This window comes from Comamonas granuli NBRC 101663 (genome assembly GCF_000739995.1).
Lineage (GTDB): Bacteria > Pseudomonadota > Gammaproteobacteria > Burkholderiales > Burkholderiaceae_C > Simplicispira > Simplicispira granuli.
Genome location: NZ_BBJX01000001.1, coordinates 54871 through 72367, shown reverse-complemented (window position 1 = coordinate 72367; position 17497 = coordinate 54871). Strand labels below are relative to the sequence as shown.

Here is a 17497-nt window from a genome sequence, read left to right as displayed (position 1 = left end):
GCTTGGTTTCAGGCGCTTCCAGTTCCTTTTTTTGTTTGAGAGTGGCGCGTATCAAGCGCAAGGCGCTATTCTTTTTGAAGCAAAAAATAACCTCGTCCCTGCGCGGGCGGCGTGCCTGGTGCAGACTTCGGCCAGCCCATTCCATGGAGGTTCGCCATGCTCATTCGTACGCAGGGCAGCGGATTCCAACATCCGCATGCCAGTGACATCACCCCGCTCGCCGTCTATGCCCGGCGGCGCGACATCCTGCGCCTGGCCGGCGCTGGCGCCACGGCGCTGGCGCTGCCCGCCGGTGGCGCACACGCCGCCGCGGCCCCCGGCCTGGCGGCCCTGGCGGCGGCGCGCTCGACCGTGCCCGGCGCCGTGACCCTGGAAAAGCCCACGGCCTACCAGGACGCCACCAGCTACAACAATTTCTACGAATTCGGCACCGACAAGGCCGACCCCGCGCGCCGCGCCCAGACCCTGGCCCCGCGCCCCTGGACGGTGGAAGTCGATGGCCTGGTGCGCAAGCCCCGGCGCTTCGACCTCGACGAGCTGCTGCGCCTGGCGCCGCTGGAGGAGCGCATCTACCGCCTGCGCTGCGTCGAGGGCTGGTCCATGGTCATCCCCTGGGTGGGCTATTCGCTGGCCGAGCTGGTGCGGCGCGTGGAGCCGCTGGGCAGCGCCAAGTACGTGGAGTTCACCACCCTGGCCGACAAGGCGCGCATGCCGGGCCTGTCCGCGGGCGTGCTCGACTGGCCCTACGTGGAGGGCCTGCGCCTGGACGAAGCCCTGCACCCGCTGACCCTGCTGGGCCTGGGCATGTACGGGCAGGTGCTGCCCAACCAGAACGGCGCACCCGTGCGTCTGGTCGTGCCCTGGAAGTACGGTTTCAAGAGCGCCAAGAGCATTGTGCGCATCCGCTTCGTGGAGCACGAGCCCGCCACGGCCTGGGCCAAGGCCGTGCCGCAGGAGTACGGCTTTTATTCCAACGTCAATCCCCTGGTGGACCACCCGCGCTGGAGCCAGGCGACCGAGCGGCGCATCGGCGAGGACGGGCTGTTCGCCAAGAAGCGCAAGACGCTGCCGTTCAACGGCTACGAGGCGCAGGTCGGCCAGTTGTATGCCGGCATGGACCTGAAGAAATACTTCTGACGCCGCCATGCTTCCTCTGCGTTCCGGCGTGAACGCCGGGCTGCTGCACCCGGCCGCCAAGCCCCTGGTGTTCTGCCTGGCGCTGCTGCCCCTGGGCTGGCTGGTGGCGCTGGCCGTGCTGGACGGCCTGGGCGCCAACCCGGCCGAGGCGCTGATCCGCGGCCTGGGCGACTGGGCCCTGCGCCTGCTGTGCGCCACGCTGGCGCTCACGCCGCTGCGCGTGTCGGCGGGCCTGACGGCGCTGGCGCGCTACCGGCGCATGCTGGGCCTGTTTGCGGCGTTTTACGCCCTGCTGCACCTGCTGGCCTATGCCTGGCTCGATCAGGGCCTGGACGGCGCCGCCCTGGTGCGCGACGTGGTCAAGCGCCCCTTCATCACCGTGGGCATGCTCACGGGCCTGGTGCTTGCGGTGCTGGCCGCCACCTCCCCGCAGCGCGCCGTGCGCTGGCTGGGCGGGCGGCGCTGGCAGGCCCTGCACCGCAGCGTCTACGCCGCGGCCCTGCTGGCCCTGCTGCATTTCGCCTGGCTGCGCGCGGGCAAGAACAATTTTGCCGAGGTGCTGTGGTACGCCCTGGTGCTGGGCGCTTTGCTTGCCTGGCGCCTGGTGCGCGCGCTGCAGCGCGCCCAGCGCACGCGGCAGAGCGCTCAGGCGCTCTGAATTTGATAGCTGTTGGCGCTTGCCGGGCAAGCGCTGCAGGCTTATTTGGGCAGAATTTCGGCGCGAAAGGTGTCGGCCGCGCTCTCGCGCTGGCGGATGAGGGTGGCGCGCGTGCCATCGACCAGCACCTCGGCCGCCCGGCCGCGGGTGTTGTAGTTGCTCGACATGGACATGCAGTACGCCCCGGCCGAGAGCACCGCCAGGTGCTCGCCGGGCTGCACCGCCAGGGCGCGCTCGCGGCCCAGCCAGTCGCCGCTCTCGCACACCGGGCCGACCACGTCGTAGACCTGCGTGGCCGCGCCCGCGCGTCCCTGCACCGGCACGATGGCATGGTAGGCCTGGTACATCGCGGGCCGGGGCAGGTCGTTCATGGCGGCATCGACGATGCAGAAGTTCTTCTGCTCGCCCGGCTTGAGGTACAGCACCTCGGTCACGCACAGGCCCGCGTTGCCCACGAGCGAGCGTCCGGGCTCGATGAGGATCTTGCGCTGCCCATGGCCGCGCGCGTCCATGCGCGCGAGCAGCTGCTGCCACAGGGCGTCGGCGGCGGGCGGGGTGTCGCCCTGGTAGTTGATGCCCAGGCCGCCGCCAAAGTCCACATGGTCGATGGCGATGCCGTGGGCCTCGATCTCCTGCACCAGGTCGAGCACGCGGTCCACGGCGTCCAGGTAGGGCGCCACCTCGGTGATCTGCGAGCCGATGTGGCAGTCGATGCCCACCACGCGCAGCCCCGGCAGTTGGGCGGCGCGCTGGTACGTGGCGAGCGTGCGCTCGTGCGCCACGCCGAACTTGTTGCCCTTGAGGCCGGTGGAGATGTAGGGGTGGGTCTTGGCATCGACGTTGGGGTTCACGCGGATGCTCACGGGCGCCTGCACGCCCAGCTCCACGGCCACGGCGTCCAGCACCTCCAGCTCGGCCTCGCTCTCGACGTTGAAGCAGCCAATGCCGGCCTGCAGGGCGCGGCGCATCTCCGCGCGCGTCTTGCCGACGCCAGAGAAGATCACCTTGGCCGGGTCGCCGCCGGCGGCGAGCACGCGCTCGAGCTCGCCGCCCGAGACGATGTCGAACCCGCAGCCCTGGCGCGCAAAGAACTGCAGCACCGCCAGCGTGGAGTTGGCCTTCATGGCGTAGCAGATCTGGTGCCTGCGCCCGGCCAGGCCGCGCTGGTAGGCGGCCAGTGCGTCGCGCATGGCGGCCTGCGAATACACGAACAGCGGCGTGCCGTGCTGCTGCGCCAGGTCGCGCACGCGCACGCCTTCAACGCAAAGTTCGCCATCCCGGTAGGCGATGTGGGGGTGTCCGGGCAAGGGGGCAAGGGTCATGGTCGGGAGGGTGTAGCGGCGGAGGCCGGGGCTGCGGGGGGAGTGGGCGCGGGGGCGGCGGTTGCGGGGGGGCGGGCCTCGGGCAGGTACAGGGGGCCGCGCTGGCCGCAGGCCCCGAGGCTGGCCACACCGGCGGCAAGGACGGCCGTCCTCACTAGAATGCTGAGCGCTTGTGACATGCGGAAATTGTAATGACCGACCTTGAATTCCTGGACCGAGCCGAGCAACTGCTGCTGGCCGTGGAGCGCAGTTGTGACCGCATCAACGACGAGACCGACGCCGACGTGGACAACCAGCGCTCGGGCGGCATGGTCACCCTGGTGTTTGCCAACCGCAGCCAGATCATCATCAACCTGCAAAAACCCCTGCACGAAGTCTGGATGGCGGCGCGCTCGGGCGGCTACCACTACCGTTTCGACGGGCAGGCCTGGCAGGACAGCAAGGGCGCGGGCGAGTTCTTCGCCTGCCTGAGCCGCGAGGCCAGCGCCCAGGCCGGGCAGGCGCTGGTGTTCGCGCCCTGATTCAATTGCGGAACAGATCCAGGATCTTGCTGCGCTCCTCGGGCGCCGGGGCCTGGGCGGGAGCGTCCGGGCGGCCCGCCTCCATGCCCAGGCTGGAGACGCCGGCGTTGCGTGCGTACTCTTCGTAGTACCACTCGCCAGCCACGTTGACCACGCCCGGGGGCACGGTAGGCTCCATCACCGGCACGCCCTTGAGGGCCTTTTCCATGAAGCTGATCCACACCGGCAGGCTCAGGCCGCCGCCCGTTTCGCGGCTGCCCAGGTTGCGCGGCGTGTCGTAGCCTATCCAGGTGACGGCGGCGATGGTCGGCTGGAAGCCGCAGAACCAGGCGTCCCAGGCGTCGTTGGTGGTGCCGGTCTTGCCGTACAGGTCGGGGCGCTTCAGGGTTGCCTGCGCGCGCGCGGCCGTGCCCGAGCGCGTCACCTCGTTGAGCAGGCTGTCCATCACGAAGGCGTTGCGCGCGTCGATGGCGCGCTCGTTCTCTTCAGTCGGCGGCGGGGTGAACTCGGTCAGCACCTTGCCCTTGTGGTCGGTCACGCGCGCGATCAGCCAGGGGTTGACGCGGTAGCCCCCATTGGCGAACACCGAGTAGCCGACCGCCATCTGCATGGGCGTGACGGAGCCTGCGCCCAGCGCCATGGTGAGGTAGGCCGGGTGCTTGTCGGCCTCGAAGCCAAAGCGCGTGGCCCACTCCTGCCCGTTGCGCGCACCCACGGCCTGCAGCACGCGGATGGAGACCATGTTCTTGGACTTGGCCAGCGCCGTGCGCAGCGTCATGGGGCCGTCGAACTTGCCGTCGTAGTTCTTGGGCTCCCAGGGCTTGCCGCCGGTGAAGCCGGCGTCGAAGAACAGCGGCGCGTCGTTGACGATGGTGGCGGGGGTGAAGCCCTTCTCCAGCGCCGCGGAATAGATGAAGGGCTTGAAGCTGGAGCCCGGCTGGCGCCAGGCCTGGGTGGCATGGTTGAACTTGTTCTTGTCGAAGTCGAAGCCCCCCACCAGCGCCCGGATGGCTCCGTTGCGCGGGTCTATGGCCACGAAGGCGCCCTCCACCTCGGGCAGCTGGGTGGCTTCCCAGGTCTTCTTGGGCGTGGCGACCACGCGGATGATGGCGCCGCGCCGGATCTTGATGTTGGGCGGGGCCTTGTCCGAGAGACCCGACTGCACGGGCTTGAGGCCATCGCCCGTGATTTCTATCGTCTCGCCGCTGGGGCGCATGGCCACGATCTTCTTGGCGCTGGCTTCGAGCACCATGGCCGCGAGCACGTCGCCGTTGTCGGGGTGGTCGGCCAGCAGGTCGTCGATGTTCTCCTCCAGCTCGGCCGGGTTGCCCGGCAGGGTGACGAACTTCTCCGGGCCGCGGTAGTGCTGCCGCCGCTCGTAGGTCATGATGCCCTGGCGCAGGGCCTGGTAGGCGGCGTCCTGCTCGGCGGCATTGACCGTGGTGTAGACGTTGAGCCCGCGGGTGTAGGCCTCGTTGCCGTACTGGGCAAACACGAGTTGGCGCGCCATCTCGGCAAGGTACTCGGCGTGGATGCGGCTGCTGTCCGAATGGGTGCGCAGCCGCAGCTTTTCCTGCCGCGCCTCCTCGGCCTGCGCGGCGGTGATGAAGCCGTTCTCCTCCATGCGATCGATGATGTGCATCTGCCGCGCCCGTGCGCGCTTGTAGTTGCTGATCGGGTTGTAGGCCGACGGCGCCTTGGGCAGGCCGGCGAGCATCGCCGCCTCGGCCACGGTGATGCTTTTCAGCGGCTTGCCAAAATAGATTTCCGAGGCGGCGGCAAACCCGTAGGCACGATTACCCAGGAAGATCTGATTCATGTAAATCTCCAGAATCTGATCCTTGGTCAAATAATGCTCGAGCTTGAAAGTTAGTAATATTTCGTAAATTTTGCGCGTATATGTTTTCTCGGAAGAAAGATAAACATTGCGCGCCACCTGCATGGTGATCGTCGATGCGCCCTGGCTCTTGACCTTGCCCAGGTTGGCGAGGCCCGCGCGCAGCATGCCCTTGTAGTCCACGCCGCCATGCTGGAAAAAGCGTGCGTCCTCGATGGCCAGCACCGCGTCCTTCATCACCTTGGGGATCTCGGCGATGGGCGTGAGGTTGCGGCGCTCTTCGCCGAACTCGCCCAGCAGGGCGCCCTCGGCCGAGTACACGCGCAGCGGCAGCTTGGGGCGGTAGTCGGCCAGGTCCGAGATGTCCGGCAGATTGGGATAGGCCATGGCCAGCGCCATGCCGATGACCAGCGCCAGCGCCAGCGCACCGGCGACGGCCAGGCCCAGGGCCCAGCCCAGCAGGCGCAGCGGCCAGCGCAGCCAGGAGGAGCCCGGCGCGGTAGCCGCGGGCGGGTTGTGGGCAGGTGGGGGGGAAGCGGGACGCGGCATATCGCTCCGGGGCGGGCAAAGGGACCGATTATAAAAATGCCGACAGGGCGCAAACCGCAGCGGGATGGCCTGTCCGCGGCATCCGGGGACGCTCAGCGCAAGAGCGCCGATGGGGCATGGGAAAGGCAGCGCAAACGTCTGCTTTTGACAACGTTCGGCATTGCGCAAAGCCGGAAAAGCCTTTGCTGGAGAAGTATCTTACTGATAGCATTCATGTGAAATGTTAAGTATTGTTGTATCGGAATGACAATTTTCAGGGGGCTATCTTGATCTCCACGGGATCTCTGTTCAGTCGCCAGCCTGCGCCGCTGCTGGGAATCGACATCAGTTCCTCTAGTGTCAAGCTGGTCGAACTCGGGCGTGACAAGGCGGGAGCGCTGGTGCTGGAGCGCTGCGCCATCGAACCGCTGGAGCGTGGTTGGATCACGGACGGCAACATCGAGAAATTCGATGAGGTCGCCGAGGCCGTGCGCCGGGTGGTCAAGAAAAGCGGGGCCAAGACCAAGAACGTGGCCATGGCCCTGCCGCCCTCGGCTGTCATCACCAAGAAAATCGTTCTGCCCGCCGGCATGACCGACCAGGAGCTCGAAGTCCAGGTCGAGTCCGAGGCCAACCAGTACATCCCCTTCTCACTGGACGAAGTCAGCCTGGACTTCTGCGTGATCGGCCCGTGCAAGACTTCGCCCGGCGACGTGGATGTGCTGATCGCCGCCTCACGCCGCGAAAAAGTGCAGGACCGCCAGGGCCTGGCGGAGGCTGCGGGCCTCAAGGCCACCATCATCGACGTGGAGTCCTATGCCTCGCGGCTGGCCGCCAGCCGGCTCATCGAGGGGCTGCCCAACAAGGGGGTGGACACCATGGTGGCCCTTTTCGAGGTGGGTGCGCTCACCACCAGCATGCAGGTCATACGCAACGAGGAAGTGCTTTACGACCGCGACCAGGCCTTTGGCGGGGCGCAGTTGACGCAACTGATCGTGCGCCAGTACGGCTTCTCGCCCGAGGAGGCCGAGAGCAAGAAACGCAGCGGCGATCTGCCCGACGACTACACATCGGCCGTGCTGCGGCCTTTCGTGGACAGTCTCTCGCAGGAAATCGGCAGGGCATTGCAATTTTTCTTCACCAGCACGCCGCACAACAAGGTCGACCACATCATGCTCGCCGGCGGCTCGGCGCCCCTGCCGGGCTTGACGGAAGCCGTCACGCAGCACACGGGGTTTGCCTGCAGCGTGGTCAATCCGTTTGAGGGCATGGAAATCGGAAGTTCCGTGCGGATGAAAAAAATGGCGCGTGAGGCACCGTCGTATCTCACATCCTGCGGTCTGGCGATGCGGAGGTTCCTGCAGTGATACTCATCAACCTTCTCCCCCACCGGGAGGCTGCCCGCAAACGCCGCCGTGAGGTCTATCAGGCGGCCATGCTGGGGTCGGCCATGGCGGGTTTGCTGATCGCGGCCGCGATTTATTTCTGGTTCCAGGCCATGATCGAGAATCAGCAGGCCAAGAATGCCTTCCTCGGCAGCGAAATCAAGGTACTGGAAAACCAGATCAAGGAAATCGCCACGATTGAGGAAGAAATCGCCGCCTTGCGTGCGCGGCAAAAGGCCGTGGAAGATCTGCAGGCCGACCGCAACCTGCCCGTGCACCTGCTGAGCGAACTGGTGGCGCAGTTGCCCGATGGCGTCTTCATCACCACCCTCAAGCAGACCAACCAGACGGTGGTGATGCAGGGCATGGCGCAATCGAACGAGCGTGTCTCGGAGTTGTTGCGCAACCTGTCGAACAACACGCCCTGGCTGTCCAAACCCGAGCTCGTGGAAATCGTCGCCAAGAACGTGGCCCTGTCGCCGCGCGACCAGCGCCGCGCCTCGGAGTTCAACCTGCGCTTTCAACTGGTTCGTTCGAGCCAGGCCAAGAAGGCCCTGGAAGCCGCCAGCGCAGCAGGGAAGTAAGCGATGGCCAAGAAAAAAGCCCCCAAGATCGACATGGTGCAACTGCAGCAGCAGCTCCAGCGCCAGTTCAGCAACCTCGACACCAAGGATCCCTCGCTGTGGCCGCTGCTGCCGCGCGTCCTGCTGTGCCTCTTCATCGCGGCGGCCGTGGCCGTGGCGCTGTGGTATGTCAAACTCACTGATTACGAGGCCGAGCTGGAGGCAGCGCGCGCCCAGGAGCTGACGCTGAAAGAGGACTACAAGAAGAAGCTGCAGAAGGCCGTGAGCCTGGACCTGCTGAAGAAGCAGCGCGAGCAGGTGCAGCAGTATGTGCTGCAGATGGAAAAGCAGCTCCCCAGCAAGGCGGAAATGTCGGCGCTGCTGTCGGACATCAACCAGGCGGGCCTGGGCCGCAGCCTGCAGTTCGACTTGTTCCGACCCGGCCAGGTGGTGGTGCGCGAATACTACGCCGAGCTGCCCATTGCCATCCGCGTCACGGGCCGTTACCACGACATGGGCGCCTTTGCCTCCGACGTCGCGCACCTCTCGCGCATCGTCACGCTCAATGATATTGCCATTACGGTTCCGTCCAAGGACAAGGCGGGCGGCGGCGGCCTGGTCATGGACGTGACGGCGCGCACCTTCCGCTACCTGGATAACGAAGAAATCCAGGCACAGCGCGACGCAGCGAAGGGAGCGAAGAAATGAGGATGCGCCACATCGCATGGGTTGCGCTCGCGGCATTGCCACTTTGGGGCTGCGGCGCCTCCGACCAGGACGACCTGCGGCAATGGATGGCCAGTGAGCGTGCCGAAGCCCGGCCCCGCGTCACGCCGCTGACCGAGCCCAAGCCCTTCGAGCCGGTGGGCTATGGCGTGGATTCGGCCATGGACCCTTTTGACCCGCAGCGTTTGACGCAGGCGTTGCGCCGTGAATCGACGCAGATGGCGTCGAACGCCGCGCTCATCGCTCCCGAACTGGCACGGCGCAAGGAGCCGCTGGAAGCCTTTCCGCTCGACGCCATGGCCATGGTGGGCAGCCTGAACAAGGAGGGCAAGCCCACGGCGCTGCTCAAGGTGGACAAGCTGCTTTACCAGGTCCAGGCGGGGAATTACCTCGGCCAGAATTTTGGGCGGATCACCGCCATCACTGAAACGTCCATCCAACTGCGCGAAATTGTGCAGGACCCTTCGGGGGACTGGATTGAACGCACCACATCGCTCGAGTTGCAGGAGGAGGCGAAGAAATGAAGCACAACAAAATGGCAATCATGCAATGGATGAAAGGCGGCGCCCTGGTGGCCGCCTGTACCCTGCACGCCACGGCGGCCTGGGCAGAGACGGCCATCCAGTCCGTCATGGGCTCGCTGCAGGCGGGCGCTGAAGTGGTGCGCATCGATTTGTCCGAGCCCCTGGCTGCCGTTCCCAACGGTTTTGCCACCCAGGCCCCTGCACGCATCGCCCTGGATTTCCCTGGAGCGACCAATGCCATGGGCCGGTCGGCGGTGGAGGTGAACCAGGGCAACCTGAAGTCCATCAATGTGGTGCAGGCGGGTGGGCGGTCGCGTGTGGTGCTCAATCTCAAGCAGCCGACCTCCTACCGCGCGGAGCTGCAAGGCAAATCCGTGCTCATCCAGCTCGACCCCGTGGCGGCGGTTGCGGCCGCACAGGCAGCTCAGCCCGCGGTGTTTGCTGAGAGCGGCACTACCGACATCATGCCGATCAAGGATGTGGATTTCCGACGCGGGCCCGATGGCGCCGGGCGCATCGTGGTGGGCCTGGCCAGCAACCAGGTCGGCGTGGACCTGCGCCAGCAGGGCAAGGGCCTGACGGTGGAGTTCATCCGCTCTTCGCTGCCCGAGGGGTTGCGCCGCAAACTTGACGTGGCCGATTTCGGCACCCCGGTACAGATGGTGACCACCACCCAGCAGGGCGACAAGGTGCGCATGGTCATCGAGCCTGTGGGTGAATGGGAGCACAGCGCCTACCAGAGCGACAACCAGTTCGTGGTCGAGGTGCGTCAGAAGAAGGTGGATCTGAACAAGCTCAGCCAGGGGCCAGGCTACAGCACCGAGAAGCTGTCGCTCAACTTCCAGAGCATCGAGCTGCGCTCGCTGCTGGCGGTGTTCGCCGATTTCACCAACACCAATATCGTGACCTCCGACACGGTCACCGGTGCCATGACCCTGCGCCTGCAGGACGTGCCCTGGGACCAGGCCCTGCAAATCATCATGGATGCCAAAGGCCTGGGCATGCGCAAGACGGGCAACGTGCTCTGGATCGCCCCCAAGGATGAAATCGACGAGCGCACCAAGAAGGATTTCGAAGCGGCGCAGACCATCCAGAAGCTGGAGCCCCTGCGTACGCAGGCCTTCCAGCTCAACTATGCCAAGGCAGTGGACATGGTGACCCAGCTCACCACCAGCAGCGGTGGCACGGGCAGTACCAGCAACCGCTTTCTCTCCGAGCGCGGCACGGCGATTGCCGAGCCCCGCACCAACCAGATTTTCGTGACCGATACGCCCAGCAAGCTGGAAGAGGTTACCAAACTGCTTGCGTCGCTGGACGTGGCGGTGCGCCAGGTGATGATCGAGGCGCGTATCGTGGAGGCCTCGGATACGTTCGGGCGGTCGCTGGGGGTCAGGCTGGGTGCGACGGACTTGCGTGCCAATCGCGGGGGTGATGGTGGATATGGTGCCACCGGTGGAAATCGGATCGGCTTTGGAACCAGCTACAGCAATGTAGTGGCAAGCACTGGCGCTGGAGGTGCGGTTAATCCGCTGGGCAATTTTATCAATATGCCGGCCCAGGCTATCGGAGGCTATGACCCGGGAAGTTTTGCGATTTCCATTTTTAATTCCGCAGCCAATCGATTTTTGAATCTGGAAATTTCTGCTTTGGAGGCGGATGGCAAAGGCAAGGTGGTATCGAGCCCACGGGTGGTGACTGCCGATCAAACCAAGGCAGAGATCGAGCAAGGAACGGAGTTTCCGTATCCGGTGACTGCGCCCAACGGGGCCACGGTCATTGCATTCAAGAAAGCCGTGTTGAAATTGGAAGTTCTTCCCCAGATTACACCTGAGGGAAATATCATCATGGATTTGACGGTAAATAAGGATAGTCCGGGAGAGATATTGCAGAACGTTCGTGCCATTAATACCAAGCGAGTGAAAACACAGGTGTTGGTAGAGAATGGCGGTACGGTGGTGATTGGTGGTATTTTTGAAATTGAAGAGACCGACGGAGAAACAAAAGTGCCATTTCTGGGAGATGTGCCTGTTCTAGGAAATTTGTTTAAGACCACCAACAAGGAAAGCAAGAAGAGGGAAATGCTGGTTTTTATTACCCCCAAGGTGATCACGGACCGTGTATCCGTGCGATGATTTTTAGATAGTGATAGGAAAAGCAATGCGGATACTATTCAAATTTCTGACGCTGCTGATGGTGGCATTTCTTACCGCTTGCGGTGGCGGGGGCGGCTCGGGTGGCGAGCCCATAGGGACGCTACCGTTCAGTGTGGACGTGCCGGCGGGCGAAGGCACTCTCGCCAATCCGGTGAGAATCCGGGCCAATCAGGGGCGGCTCTTCAAGATCACTGGGGGGCGTACTCAAGGCGGTGCCAGCGGCACGGAGAAACGCAGCTATCTGGTGAATGTGGAAGAAACAGGTGTCGTGGGGTTGACTTGGGCCAAGGTGGGTGACACGGAGGCTTCGGATCTCTTCGTGGTTTCTTGGGTTGACGGGCCCAAGCAAACGAAAATCACGGTCCGCGACGCAGATGACAAGCAGATCACTTTCTACGTCCGGACAGATCCGCCTGAACCTGTCGATTTGTACACATCGGCTCCCGATGCGCTGACCCTTGGCGTTGGTGCAGATGCGGCGCGTACTTTTGACCTTGGCGGTGGCAGTGCACCTTATACGGTGACCATAGCGGACACCAACGTGGCCCGTGTAGAAATGGTCTCTGCCAAGCAATGGAAGATCACCGGTGTCGCGATCGGGGAAACTGCTGTCGTCATTCGCGATGCGGCTGGGAGGACCAAAGGTATTGCCGTGAATGTGGGTGCCCCAGAGTTGAGAATATCTCCGGATAAGCTGACGGTTCCTGTTGGGCTCAAAGCGATTGGAAAGATTTCCGGTGGCCAGCCTCCTTACAAGGTCGCGGGTGGAATACCTGCGGCTATCAAAGCGACGATTCGCGGCGATGAGTTGGAAATTGAGGGGCTGCTGGCATCGAAACTGGATGTCACAGTGGCAGACGCTACGGGGCAGACGGTGAAGATTGAAGTGGAAGTCAATACGGCGACCACGGGTATCCGTTTCTCGCCCAGCGCCATCGTCATTTCGGAGAATGACACGCAGCCCATCGATTTCACTATTTTTGGTGCGGTCGGGGAAGTGTGTATCTTTACATCTGATCCAACATACCTGCGCCCCGAAACGGCCGGATGCACTACCAACCCCAAGGTGCGCCTCGTCACTGGAACGGGTGGGACACGCTGCGTGCCGGGTGACACAGAGATCACGGTGACGGTCGTCGACTCCATGCGCTCCACGGGCACGGCTCAAGTCGTCATCAAGGACAACGGTCCGGCTTGTGGCAATGCGGGTTTGGCAGTCACTCCGGCGGCGGTTGCAGTCAATGTCGAGGATGGCGTGAACACAGCGACGTCCAACAACGTGGTGATCACGGGCGGCTCTGGCACGTATGTCGTGACATCTTCCGATCCGCAGCTTGCAACGGCCACGGTCGCTGGCAATGTCTTGACGATCAAGGGTGGTACAGTGGCAGCTCCGCTGGGAGCGCCGGTCACAGTCACGGTGACGGTGCGGGATGCCAATAACCCCACCCTCTCTGCCGATGTGACGGTCACGGTCAGGTGACCCACCAGCACTGCCGCTGCAGTGCTGGTATCTGAGCAGCAAACCCCGGGATACCGGGGTTTGCTGTTTTCTGTGAAGCCATGTCATGCCATCACCCGTCTGAGCAATGAATCATCCAGATACTGTTTCCATTGATCTTGGTGCACGTTCTTATGACATTCTGGTTCTTCCCCGGATGTTGGAGGTCGTGCACAGCCATCCTGCGTTGCCAGAGGCATCCAGCGCGCTGATCGTCACCAACCGGGTGGTCGGACCACTCTATGCGGAGAACTGGGTGCGCGGTTTAGCCAAGCGCTACCCCAAGGTGCATGTTCTTGAACTCCCCGACGGCGAAGAGCACAAAAACTGGCAAACCCTGAACCTCATCTTCGATGCCCTGCTGCAGCACGGCTGTGATCGCAAGACGGTGCTGTTTGCCCTGGGCGGCGGCGTGGTGGGCGACATGACGGGGTTTGCCGCGGCGTGCTACATGCGCGGCGTCCCGTTTGTGCAGGTGCCGACCACGCTGCTATCGCAGGTGGATTCCAGCGTGGGGGGCAAGACGGGCATCAACCATCCGCTGGGCAAGAACATGATTGGCGCGTTCTACCAGCCGCGCCTGGTGGTCTGTGATCTGGCGACGCTCGATACCCTGCCGCAGCGGGAGCTGTCGGCGGGTTTGGCCGAGGTCATCAAGTACGGTCCGATCGCCGACATGGAATTCATGGCCTGGCTTGAGGCCTCCATGGACGCGCTGCTGGCGCGTGAGCACGGCGCCCTGGCGCATGCCGTGCGGCGCAGTTGCGAGATCAAGGCCTGGGTGGTGAGCCAAGACGAGCGCGAAGCGGGGCTGCGTGCGATCCTGAACTTCGGCCACACCTTCGGGCACGCGATCGAGGCGGGTTTGGGCTACGGTGCCTGGCTGCACGGCGAGGCTGTCGGGGCGGGCATGGTCATGGCCGCCGAACTGTCGCAGCGGCTGGGCATGGCCGATGCCGCCTTGGTGCAGCGCCTGCGCCGCCTGATCGCGCGCGCCGGGCTGCCGGTACGCGGCGCCGTGCTCGACGCCCGGGACAACGCCGGGCGCTACCTGGAGCTCATGCGTGTGGACAAGAAAGCCGAGGCGGGCGAGATCCGCTTCGTGCTCATCGACGGTCCGGGCAAGGCCGTGCTCAGGCCGGTGGCCGATGCCCTGGTGCGCGAGGTCATCGATGCGTGTTGCGCCTGATTGCTATCTAAAATATAGCTACTGGCGATTGTCAGATGCTTGTTCGCTGCGTTTTTGATGTCTGAAAGCTGTTTCGCGCCCTACGCCTGCGCCCCAGAGCGCTCGCGCGGGCGCCGCTTTGCCGAGCCTCCTGCGCCCACACGCACGCCGTTCCAGCGCGACCGCGACCGCATCGTGCATTCCACGGCGTTTCGGCGGCTGGTGTACAAGACCCAGGTGTTCCTCAACCATGAGGGCGACCTGTTCCGTACCCGGCTCACGCACTCGCTGGAAGTGGCGCAGTTGGCGCGCTCCGTGGCGCGCTCCTTGCGCCTGAACGAGGACCTGGTCGAGACCATCGCCCTGGCCCATGACCTGGGGCATACCCCGTTTGGCCATGCCGGGCAGGACGCCCTGAACGCCTGCATGGCTGGGTACGGCGGCTTCGAGCACAACCTGCAAAGCCTGCGGGTGGTGGACCACCTGGAGCAGCGCTATCCGCAGTACGACGGCTTGAACCTCTGCTTCGAAACGCGCGAGGGCATACTCAAGCACTGCTCCGCCGCCCACGCCGCGCAGCTGGAGGCGCAGGAGCCCGGCGGGGTGGGCGCGCGCTTTCTGCAGCGCCGCCAACCCAGCCTGGAGGCACAGTTGTGCAATCTGGCCGACGAGATTGCCTACAACGCGCACGACATCGACGACGGCGTGCGCTCCGGTCTGCTGCGCCTGGAGCAGTTGCAGGACGTGCCCCTGTTCGAGCGCTACCGGGTCCAGGCGCTGGCCGAGTATCCGGCGCTGGCGGGAGCCGGGGAGCGGCGCCGCCTGCTCTACGAGACCATACGGCGCATGCTCAGCGACCAGGTCTATGACGTGATCGATGCCACCCGGCAGGCCCTGGACGAGCACGCGCCAGCGCATGTGGACGCGGTGCGCCAGATGCCCGTGCTCGTGCGCTTCAGCCCGCAGATGCAGCAGCAGTCCCAGGGGCTCAAGCGTTTTCTCTTTGCCAACCTCTACCGCCACCCGCAGGTGGTGCAGACCACCGACGGCGCGCGCCAGGTGGTGCAGGAATTGTTTGCGGCCTACATGCAGCAGCCGCAGAGCATGAAACCGGAGTTCGCCGAGCGCTGGGCGCAAGCCCCCAGCCAGGAGGCGCGCGCCCGCGCCGTGGCAGACTTCATTGCGGGCATGACCGACCGCTTCGCCGCCAAGGAGCACGAGGCGCTCACCGGCCAGCGTCTGCTGGGCGCGGGCTGAAGACCTCCCGCCAGGACCCACCACCATGAAAAAAGCGCTGCGCAAGCATTCACCCGCCACCGGCGACACCGCCCGGCCGGACCTGCACGAACAACTGCCGCAACTGCGGCCCGGGCAATCGGTGCCTTTGCTCCAGGAGCTGCACATCCTGACCCGCGATGGGCGCCTGAACCAGGATTCGCGCCGCAAGCTCAAGCAGGTCTACCACCTTTACCAGTTCATCGAACCCCTGCTGCAGGAATTTGCCGCCCAGGGCCATGCGCCGCTGCTGGCAGACCATGGGGCGGGCAAGTCGTACCTGGGCTTCATCCTCTACGACCTGTTCTTCAAAGACCTGGGGCGCGGGCATATCTACGGCATCGAGACCCGGGCGGAACTGGTGGAACGCTCGCGTGCGCTGGCCCGGCAACTGCAGTTTGAGCGGATGAGCTTTCTCCACCTCTCGGCCGCCCAGGCCGCCCAGGCCCAGGAGCTGCCGGAGCGCTTTGACATGGTCACGGCCCTGCACGCCTGCGACACGGCCACGGACGATGCCATTGCCTTTGGTCTGCAAAAGCAGGCCCGGGCCATGGTGCTGGTGCCCTGCTGCCAGGCCGAAGTGGCGGCCTGCCTGCGCCAGAACAAGGCCCTGCAACTGGCGCGCACGCCGCTGGCCGAGCTGTGGCGCCATCCTATCCACACGCGCGAACTGGGCAGCCAGATCACCAATGTGCTGCGCTGCCTTTATCTGGAGGCCCAGGGCTACCAGGTGACGGTGACCGAACTCGTGGGCTGGGAGCACAGCCTGAAGAACGAGCTGATCCTCGCGCGCTACACCGGCCAGAAAAAGCGCAGCGCCGCAGAGCGCCTGCAGGCCATCCTGCGCGAGTTCGGCCTGGAGCAGGCGCTGGGCCAGCGCTTTGGCCTGCGCGCGGAACCCGAAAGCGCCTCTAGCGGCGCAGGGTCATCAGGTTCTTGACCTGGGTGACGCCATATGTGCTGGAGGCGATGGCCTCCGCCTGCTGGCGTTCTTCGGCGCTGCGCGCCTCACCGAGCAATTCGACCATGCCGTCTTTCGCGTTCACTGCGACGGTGTAGCGCAGTGGCAGGCGGTTGTCCGCCTGTATGCGCGCCTGCACCCGGGCCGCCGTATCTCCGTCGATCTTGAACGCCTGGTGCTGGCGGTGTTGGGTCGTGCCATACATGCCATGGCTGGTGCATGCGGTGAGCCCGGTCAAGGCCAGCATACCGGCGGCCAACAAGATGCGAGAGGAGGGCATAAAGGAGTCCGGTCGAACGGGTTGGAAAGGTCTGCAGCATAGCATCCGCTGCGGCGCCTGTGGACAGGCGTGCACCATAATGCGACCCGGCCCGCGTGGGACCCTGTCCCACAGAATGAGGGCCCGGCCCGTCGGCCGCCTGCACCCCAAGGAGCTTGACCATGGCCCGCCTGCCGCGCCTCACGATCCCCGGTTTTCCGCACCATGTGATCCAGCGCGGCACCAACCGGCAGCGTATCTTTATCGATGCGCAGGATTTCGAGCGCATGCGGGAGCTGCTGGCCGAGCATGCGCGGGCACAGCGGGTTGCCGTCCATGCCTACGTGCTGATGGACAACCACTTCCACCTGCTGGTCACGCCCGAGACAGAAACCGGCCTGCCGCAGATGATGCAGGCCGTGGGGCGCGCCTATGTGCGCTACTTCAACCGGCGCCATGGGCGCACGGGCACGCTGTGGGAGGGGCGCTACCGCTCGGCCATCGTGCAGTCCGAGCGCTATCTGCTGGCCTGCATGGTCTACATCGACCTCAACCCCGTGCGTGCGGGCATGGTGGCGCTGCCGGCGCAGTACCGCTGGTCCAGCCATCTGTGCAGCGTGGGGCAGCAGGCCGATGCGCTGGTGACCCCGCATGCGCTGTACTGGGCCCTGGGCAATACCCCGTTTGCACGCGAGTCGGCCTATGCCGCGCTGGTTCAGGCCGGCATAGGTACCCAGGAGAGCGTGCAACTGGGCCACCACACCCACACCGGCTGGGCGCTGGGCGAGCCGGACTTCATCGCCGCGCTGCAGGCGCGTACCGGCCGCCGCATGAGCCGGGGGCGCCCTGGCAGGCCATCTGTCACCGCGCAGGTTGAAAAAGCCGAATGAAATAGCGCTCCAGGCGCAGTCCGACAAGCGTCAGCAGCTATCAATTTAATATGTCCCTAATTAATGAATTTGTGAAAAATAGAGATTGA

At 64.7% G+C, this 17497-nt stretch carries 17 protein-coding genes; 13 read left to right on the top strand and 4 right to left on the bottom strand.

What is annotated here, in order from left to right; all coding sequences use genetic code 11:
- Positions 1-156 precede the first annotated feature (156 nt).
- Entirely contained in the window at positions 157-1137 is a 981-nt protein-coding gene (gene msrP, locus CGR01S_RS00370; RefSeq protein ID WP_042421230.1) for a protein-methionine-sulfoxide reductase catalytic subunit MsrP, read from the top strand.
- 7 nt (positions 1138-1144) lie between these two features.
- Positions 1145-1795, top strand: a complete 651-nt coding sequence (gene msrQ / locus CGR01S_RS00365) for a protein-methionine-sulfoxide reductase heme-binding subunit MsrQ (protein WP_042421227.1) — start codon at positions 1145-1147, stop codon at positions 1793-1795.
- A 41-nt stretch (positions 1796-1836) separates the two neighbouring features.
- On the opposite strand, the gene lysA is transcribed toward msrQ, so the two are convergent.
- Positions 1837-3117 carry a diaminopimelate decarboxylase gene (lysA, locus tag CGR01S_RS00360; protein WP_042421225.1) on the bottom strand — a complete coding sequence of 427 codons (1281 nt, stop codon included), beginning with the start codon at positions 3115-3117 and terminating at the stop codon, positions 1837-1839.
- On the bottom strand, positions 3114-3296 hold the full coding sequence (gene lptM, locus CGR01S_RS16260) for an LPS translocon maturation chaperone LptM (RefSeq protein WP_084690497.1): 183 nt from the start codon (positions 3294-3296) through the stop codon (positions 3114-3116). The genes lysA and lptM overlap by 4 nt, the downstream gene beginning before the upstream one ends.
- A 12-nt stretch (positions 3297-3308) precedes the next feature.
- On the opposite strand from lptM, the gene cyaY reads away from it, so the two are divergent.
- Positions 3309-3638 carry an iron donor protein CyaY gene (gene cyaY / locus CGR01S_RS00355; protein WP_042421223.1) on the top strand — a complete coding sequence of 110 codons (330 nt, stop codon included), beginning with the start codon at positions 3309-3311 and terminating at the stop codon, positions 3636-3638.
- A gap of 1 nt (position 3639) precedes the next feature.
- On the opposite strand, the gene CGR01S_RS00350 is transcribed toward cyaY, so the two are convergent.
- Positions 3640-6024, bottom strand: a complete 2385-nt coding sequence (locus tag CGR01S_RS00350; protein ID WP_156967470.1) for a penicillin-binding protein 1A — start codon at positions 6022-6024, stop codon at positions 3640-3642.
- A 266-nt stretch (positions 6025-6290) separates the two neighbouring features.
- On the opposite strand from CGR01S_RS00350, the gene CGR01S_RS00345 reads away from it, so the two are divergent.
- The 9 genes from CGR01S_RS00345 to CGR01S_RS00310 all read left to right on the top strand — a co-directional run bounded on the left by CGR01S_RS00345 (position 6291) and on the right by CGR01S_RS00310 (position 16238).
- Positions 6291-7370 carry a pilus assembly protein PilM gene (locus CGR01S_RS00345; RefSeq protein ID WP_042421220.1) on the top strand — a complete coding sequence of 360 codons (1080 nt, stop codon included), beginning with the start codon at positions 6291-6293 and terminating at the stop codon, positions 7368-7370.
- On the top strand, positions 7367-7972 hold the full coding sequence (locus CGR01S_RS00340; RefSeq protein ID WP_042421217.1) for a PilN domain-containing protein: 606 nt from the start codon (positions 7367-7369) through the stop codon (positions 7970-7972). The genes CGR01S_RS00345 and CGR01S_RS00340 overlap by 4 nt, the downstream gene beginning before the upstream one ends.
- Positions 7973-7975: 3 nt before the next feature.
- On the top strand, positions 7976-8659 hold the full coding sequence (locus tag CGR01S_RS00335) for a type IV pilus inner membrane component PilO (RefSeq protein WP_042421213.1): 684 nt from the start codon (positions 7976-7978) through the stop codon (positions 8657-8659).
- Positions 8656-9201 carry a pilus assembly protein PilP gene (locus CGR01S_RS00330; protein ID WP_174435675.1) on the top strand — a complete coding sequence of 182 codons (546 nt, stop codon included), beginning with the start codon at positions 8656-8658 and terminating at the stop codon, positions 9199-9201. The genes CGR01S_RS00335 and CGR01S_RS00330 overlap by 4 nt, the downstream gene beginning before the upstream one ends.
- A 29-nt stretch (positions 9202-9230) precedes the next feature.
- Positions 9231-11333, top strand: a complete 2103-nt coding sequence (locus CGR01S_RS00325) for a type IV pilus secretin PilQ (RefSeq protein ID WP_439644715.1) — start codon at positions 9231-9233, stop codon at positions 11331-11333.
- A 25-nt stretch (positions 11334-11358) separates the two neighbouring features.
- On the top strand, positions 11359-12837 hold the full coding sequence (locus CGR01S_RS16255) for a pilus assembly protein N-terminal domain-containing protein (RefSeq protein WP_084690496.1): 1479 nt from the start codon (positions 11359-11361) through the stop codon (positions 12835-12837).
- A 106-nt stretch (positions 12838-12943) separates the two neighbouring features.
- Positions 12944-14044 carry a 3-dehydroquinate synthase gene (gene aroB / locus CGR01S_RS00320; RefSeq protein WP_042421205.1) on the top strand — a complete coding sequence of 367 codons (1101 nt, stop codon included), beginning with the start codon at positions 12944-12946 and terminating at the stop codon, positions 14042-14044.
- Positions 14045-14101: 57 nt separating this feature from the next.
- Positions 14102-15280 (top strand): deoxyguanosinetriphosphate triphosphohydrolase, encoded by a 1179-nt coding sequence (locus tag CGR01S_RS00315; protein WP_042421202.1) that lies wholly within the window; start codon positions 14102-14104, stop codon positions 15278-15280.
- A 25-nt stretch (positions 15281-15305) separates the two neighbouring features.
- Positions 15306-16238 (top strand): class I SAM-dependent methyltransferase, encoded by a 933-nt coding sequence (locus CGR01S_RS00310; RefSeq protein WP_042421199.1) that lies wholly within the window; start codon positions 15306-15308, stop codon positions 16236-16238.
- Here the strand turns inward: CGR01S_RS00310 and CGR01S_RS00305 are convergent.
- Entirely contained in the window at positions 16210-16539 is a 330-nt protein-coding gene (locus CGR01S_RS00305; protein WP_169742438.1) for a BON domain-containing protein, read from the bottom strand. The genes CGR01S_RS00310 and CGR01S_RS00305 overlap by 29 nt on opposite strands.
- 161 nt (positions 16540-16700) lie before the next feature.
- Here CGR01S_RS00305 and CGR01S_RS00300 point away from each other — a divergent pair, with 161 nt between their 5' ends.
- Positions 16701-17408: a transposase gene (locus tag CGR01S_RS00300; protein WP_042421193.1), complete on the top strand. Its 708-nt coding sequence runs from the start codon at positions 16701-16703 to the stop codon at positions 17406-17408.
- Positions 17409-17497 lie beyond the last annotated feature (89 nt).

Coding starts and splice junctions, on each gene's coding strand:
- CGR01S_RS00335 (WP_042421213.1), top strand. CDS start 7,976: ATGGCCAAGAAAAAAGCCCCCAAGATCGACATGGTGCAACTGCAGCAG.
- CGR01S_RS16255 (WP_084690496.1), top strand. CDS start 11,359: ATGCGGATACTATTCAAATTTCTGACGCTGCTGATGGTGGCATTTCTT.
- CGR01S_RS00325 (WP_439644715.1), top strand. CDS start 9,231: ATGAAAGGCGGCGCCCTGGTGGCCGCCTGTACCCTGCACGCCACGGCG.
- CGR01S_RS00350 (WP_156967470.1), bottom strand. CDS start 6,024: ATGCCGCGTCCCGCTTCCCCCCCACCTGCCCACAACCCGCCCGCGGCT.
- CGR01S_RS00315 (WP_042421202.1), top strand. CDS start 14,102: ATGTCTGAAAGCTGTTTCGCGCCCTACGCCTGCGCCCCAGAGCGCTCG.
- CGR01S_RS00310 (WP_042421199.1), top strand. CDS start 15,306: ATGAAAAAAGCGCTGCGCAAGCATTCACCCGCCACCGGCGACACCGCC.
- lysA (WP_042421225.1), bottom strand. CDS start 3,117: ATGACCCTTGCCCCCTTGCCCGGACACCCCCACATCGCCTACCGGGAT.
- CGR01S_RS00305 (WP_169742438.1), bottom strand. CDS start 16,539: ATGCCCTCCTCTCGCATCTTGTTGGCCGCCGGTATGCTGGCCTTGACC.
- CGR01S_RS00300 (WP_042421193.1), top strand. CDS start 16,701: ATGGCCCGCCTGCCGCGCCTCACGATCCCCGGTTTTCCGCACCATGTG.
- cyaY (WP_042421223.1), top strand. CDS start 3,309: ATGACCGACCTTGAATTCCTGGACCGAGCCGAGCAACTGCTGCTGGCC.
- aroB (WP_042421205.1), top strand. CDS start 12,944: ATGAATCATCCAGATACTGTTTCCATTGATCTTGGTGCACGTTCTTAT.
- CGR01S_RS00330 (WP_174435675.1), top strand. CDS start 8,656: ATGAGGATGCGCCACATCGCATGGGTTGCGCTCGCGGCATTGCCACTT.
- msrP (WP_042421230.1), top strand. CDS start 157: ATGCTCATTCGTACGCAGGGCAGCGGATTCCAACATCCGCATGCCAGT.
- msrQ (WP_042421227.1), top strand. CDS start 1,145: ATGCTTCCTCTGCGTTCCGGCGTGAACGCCGGGCTGCTGCACCCGGCC.
- lptM (WP_084690497.1), bottom strand. CDS start 3,296: ATGTCACAAGCGCTCAGCATTCTAGTGAGGACGGCCGTCCTTGCCGCC.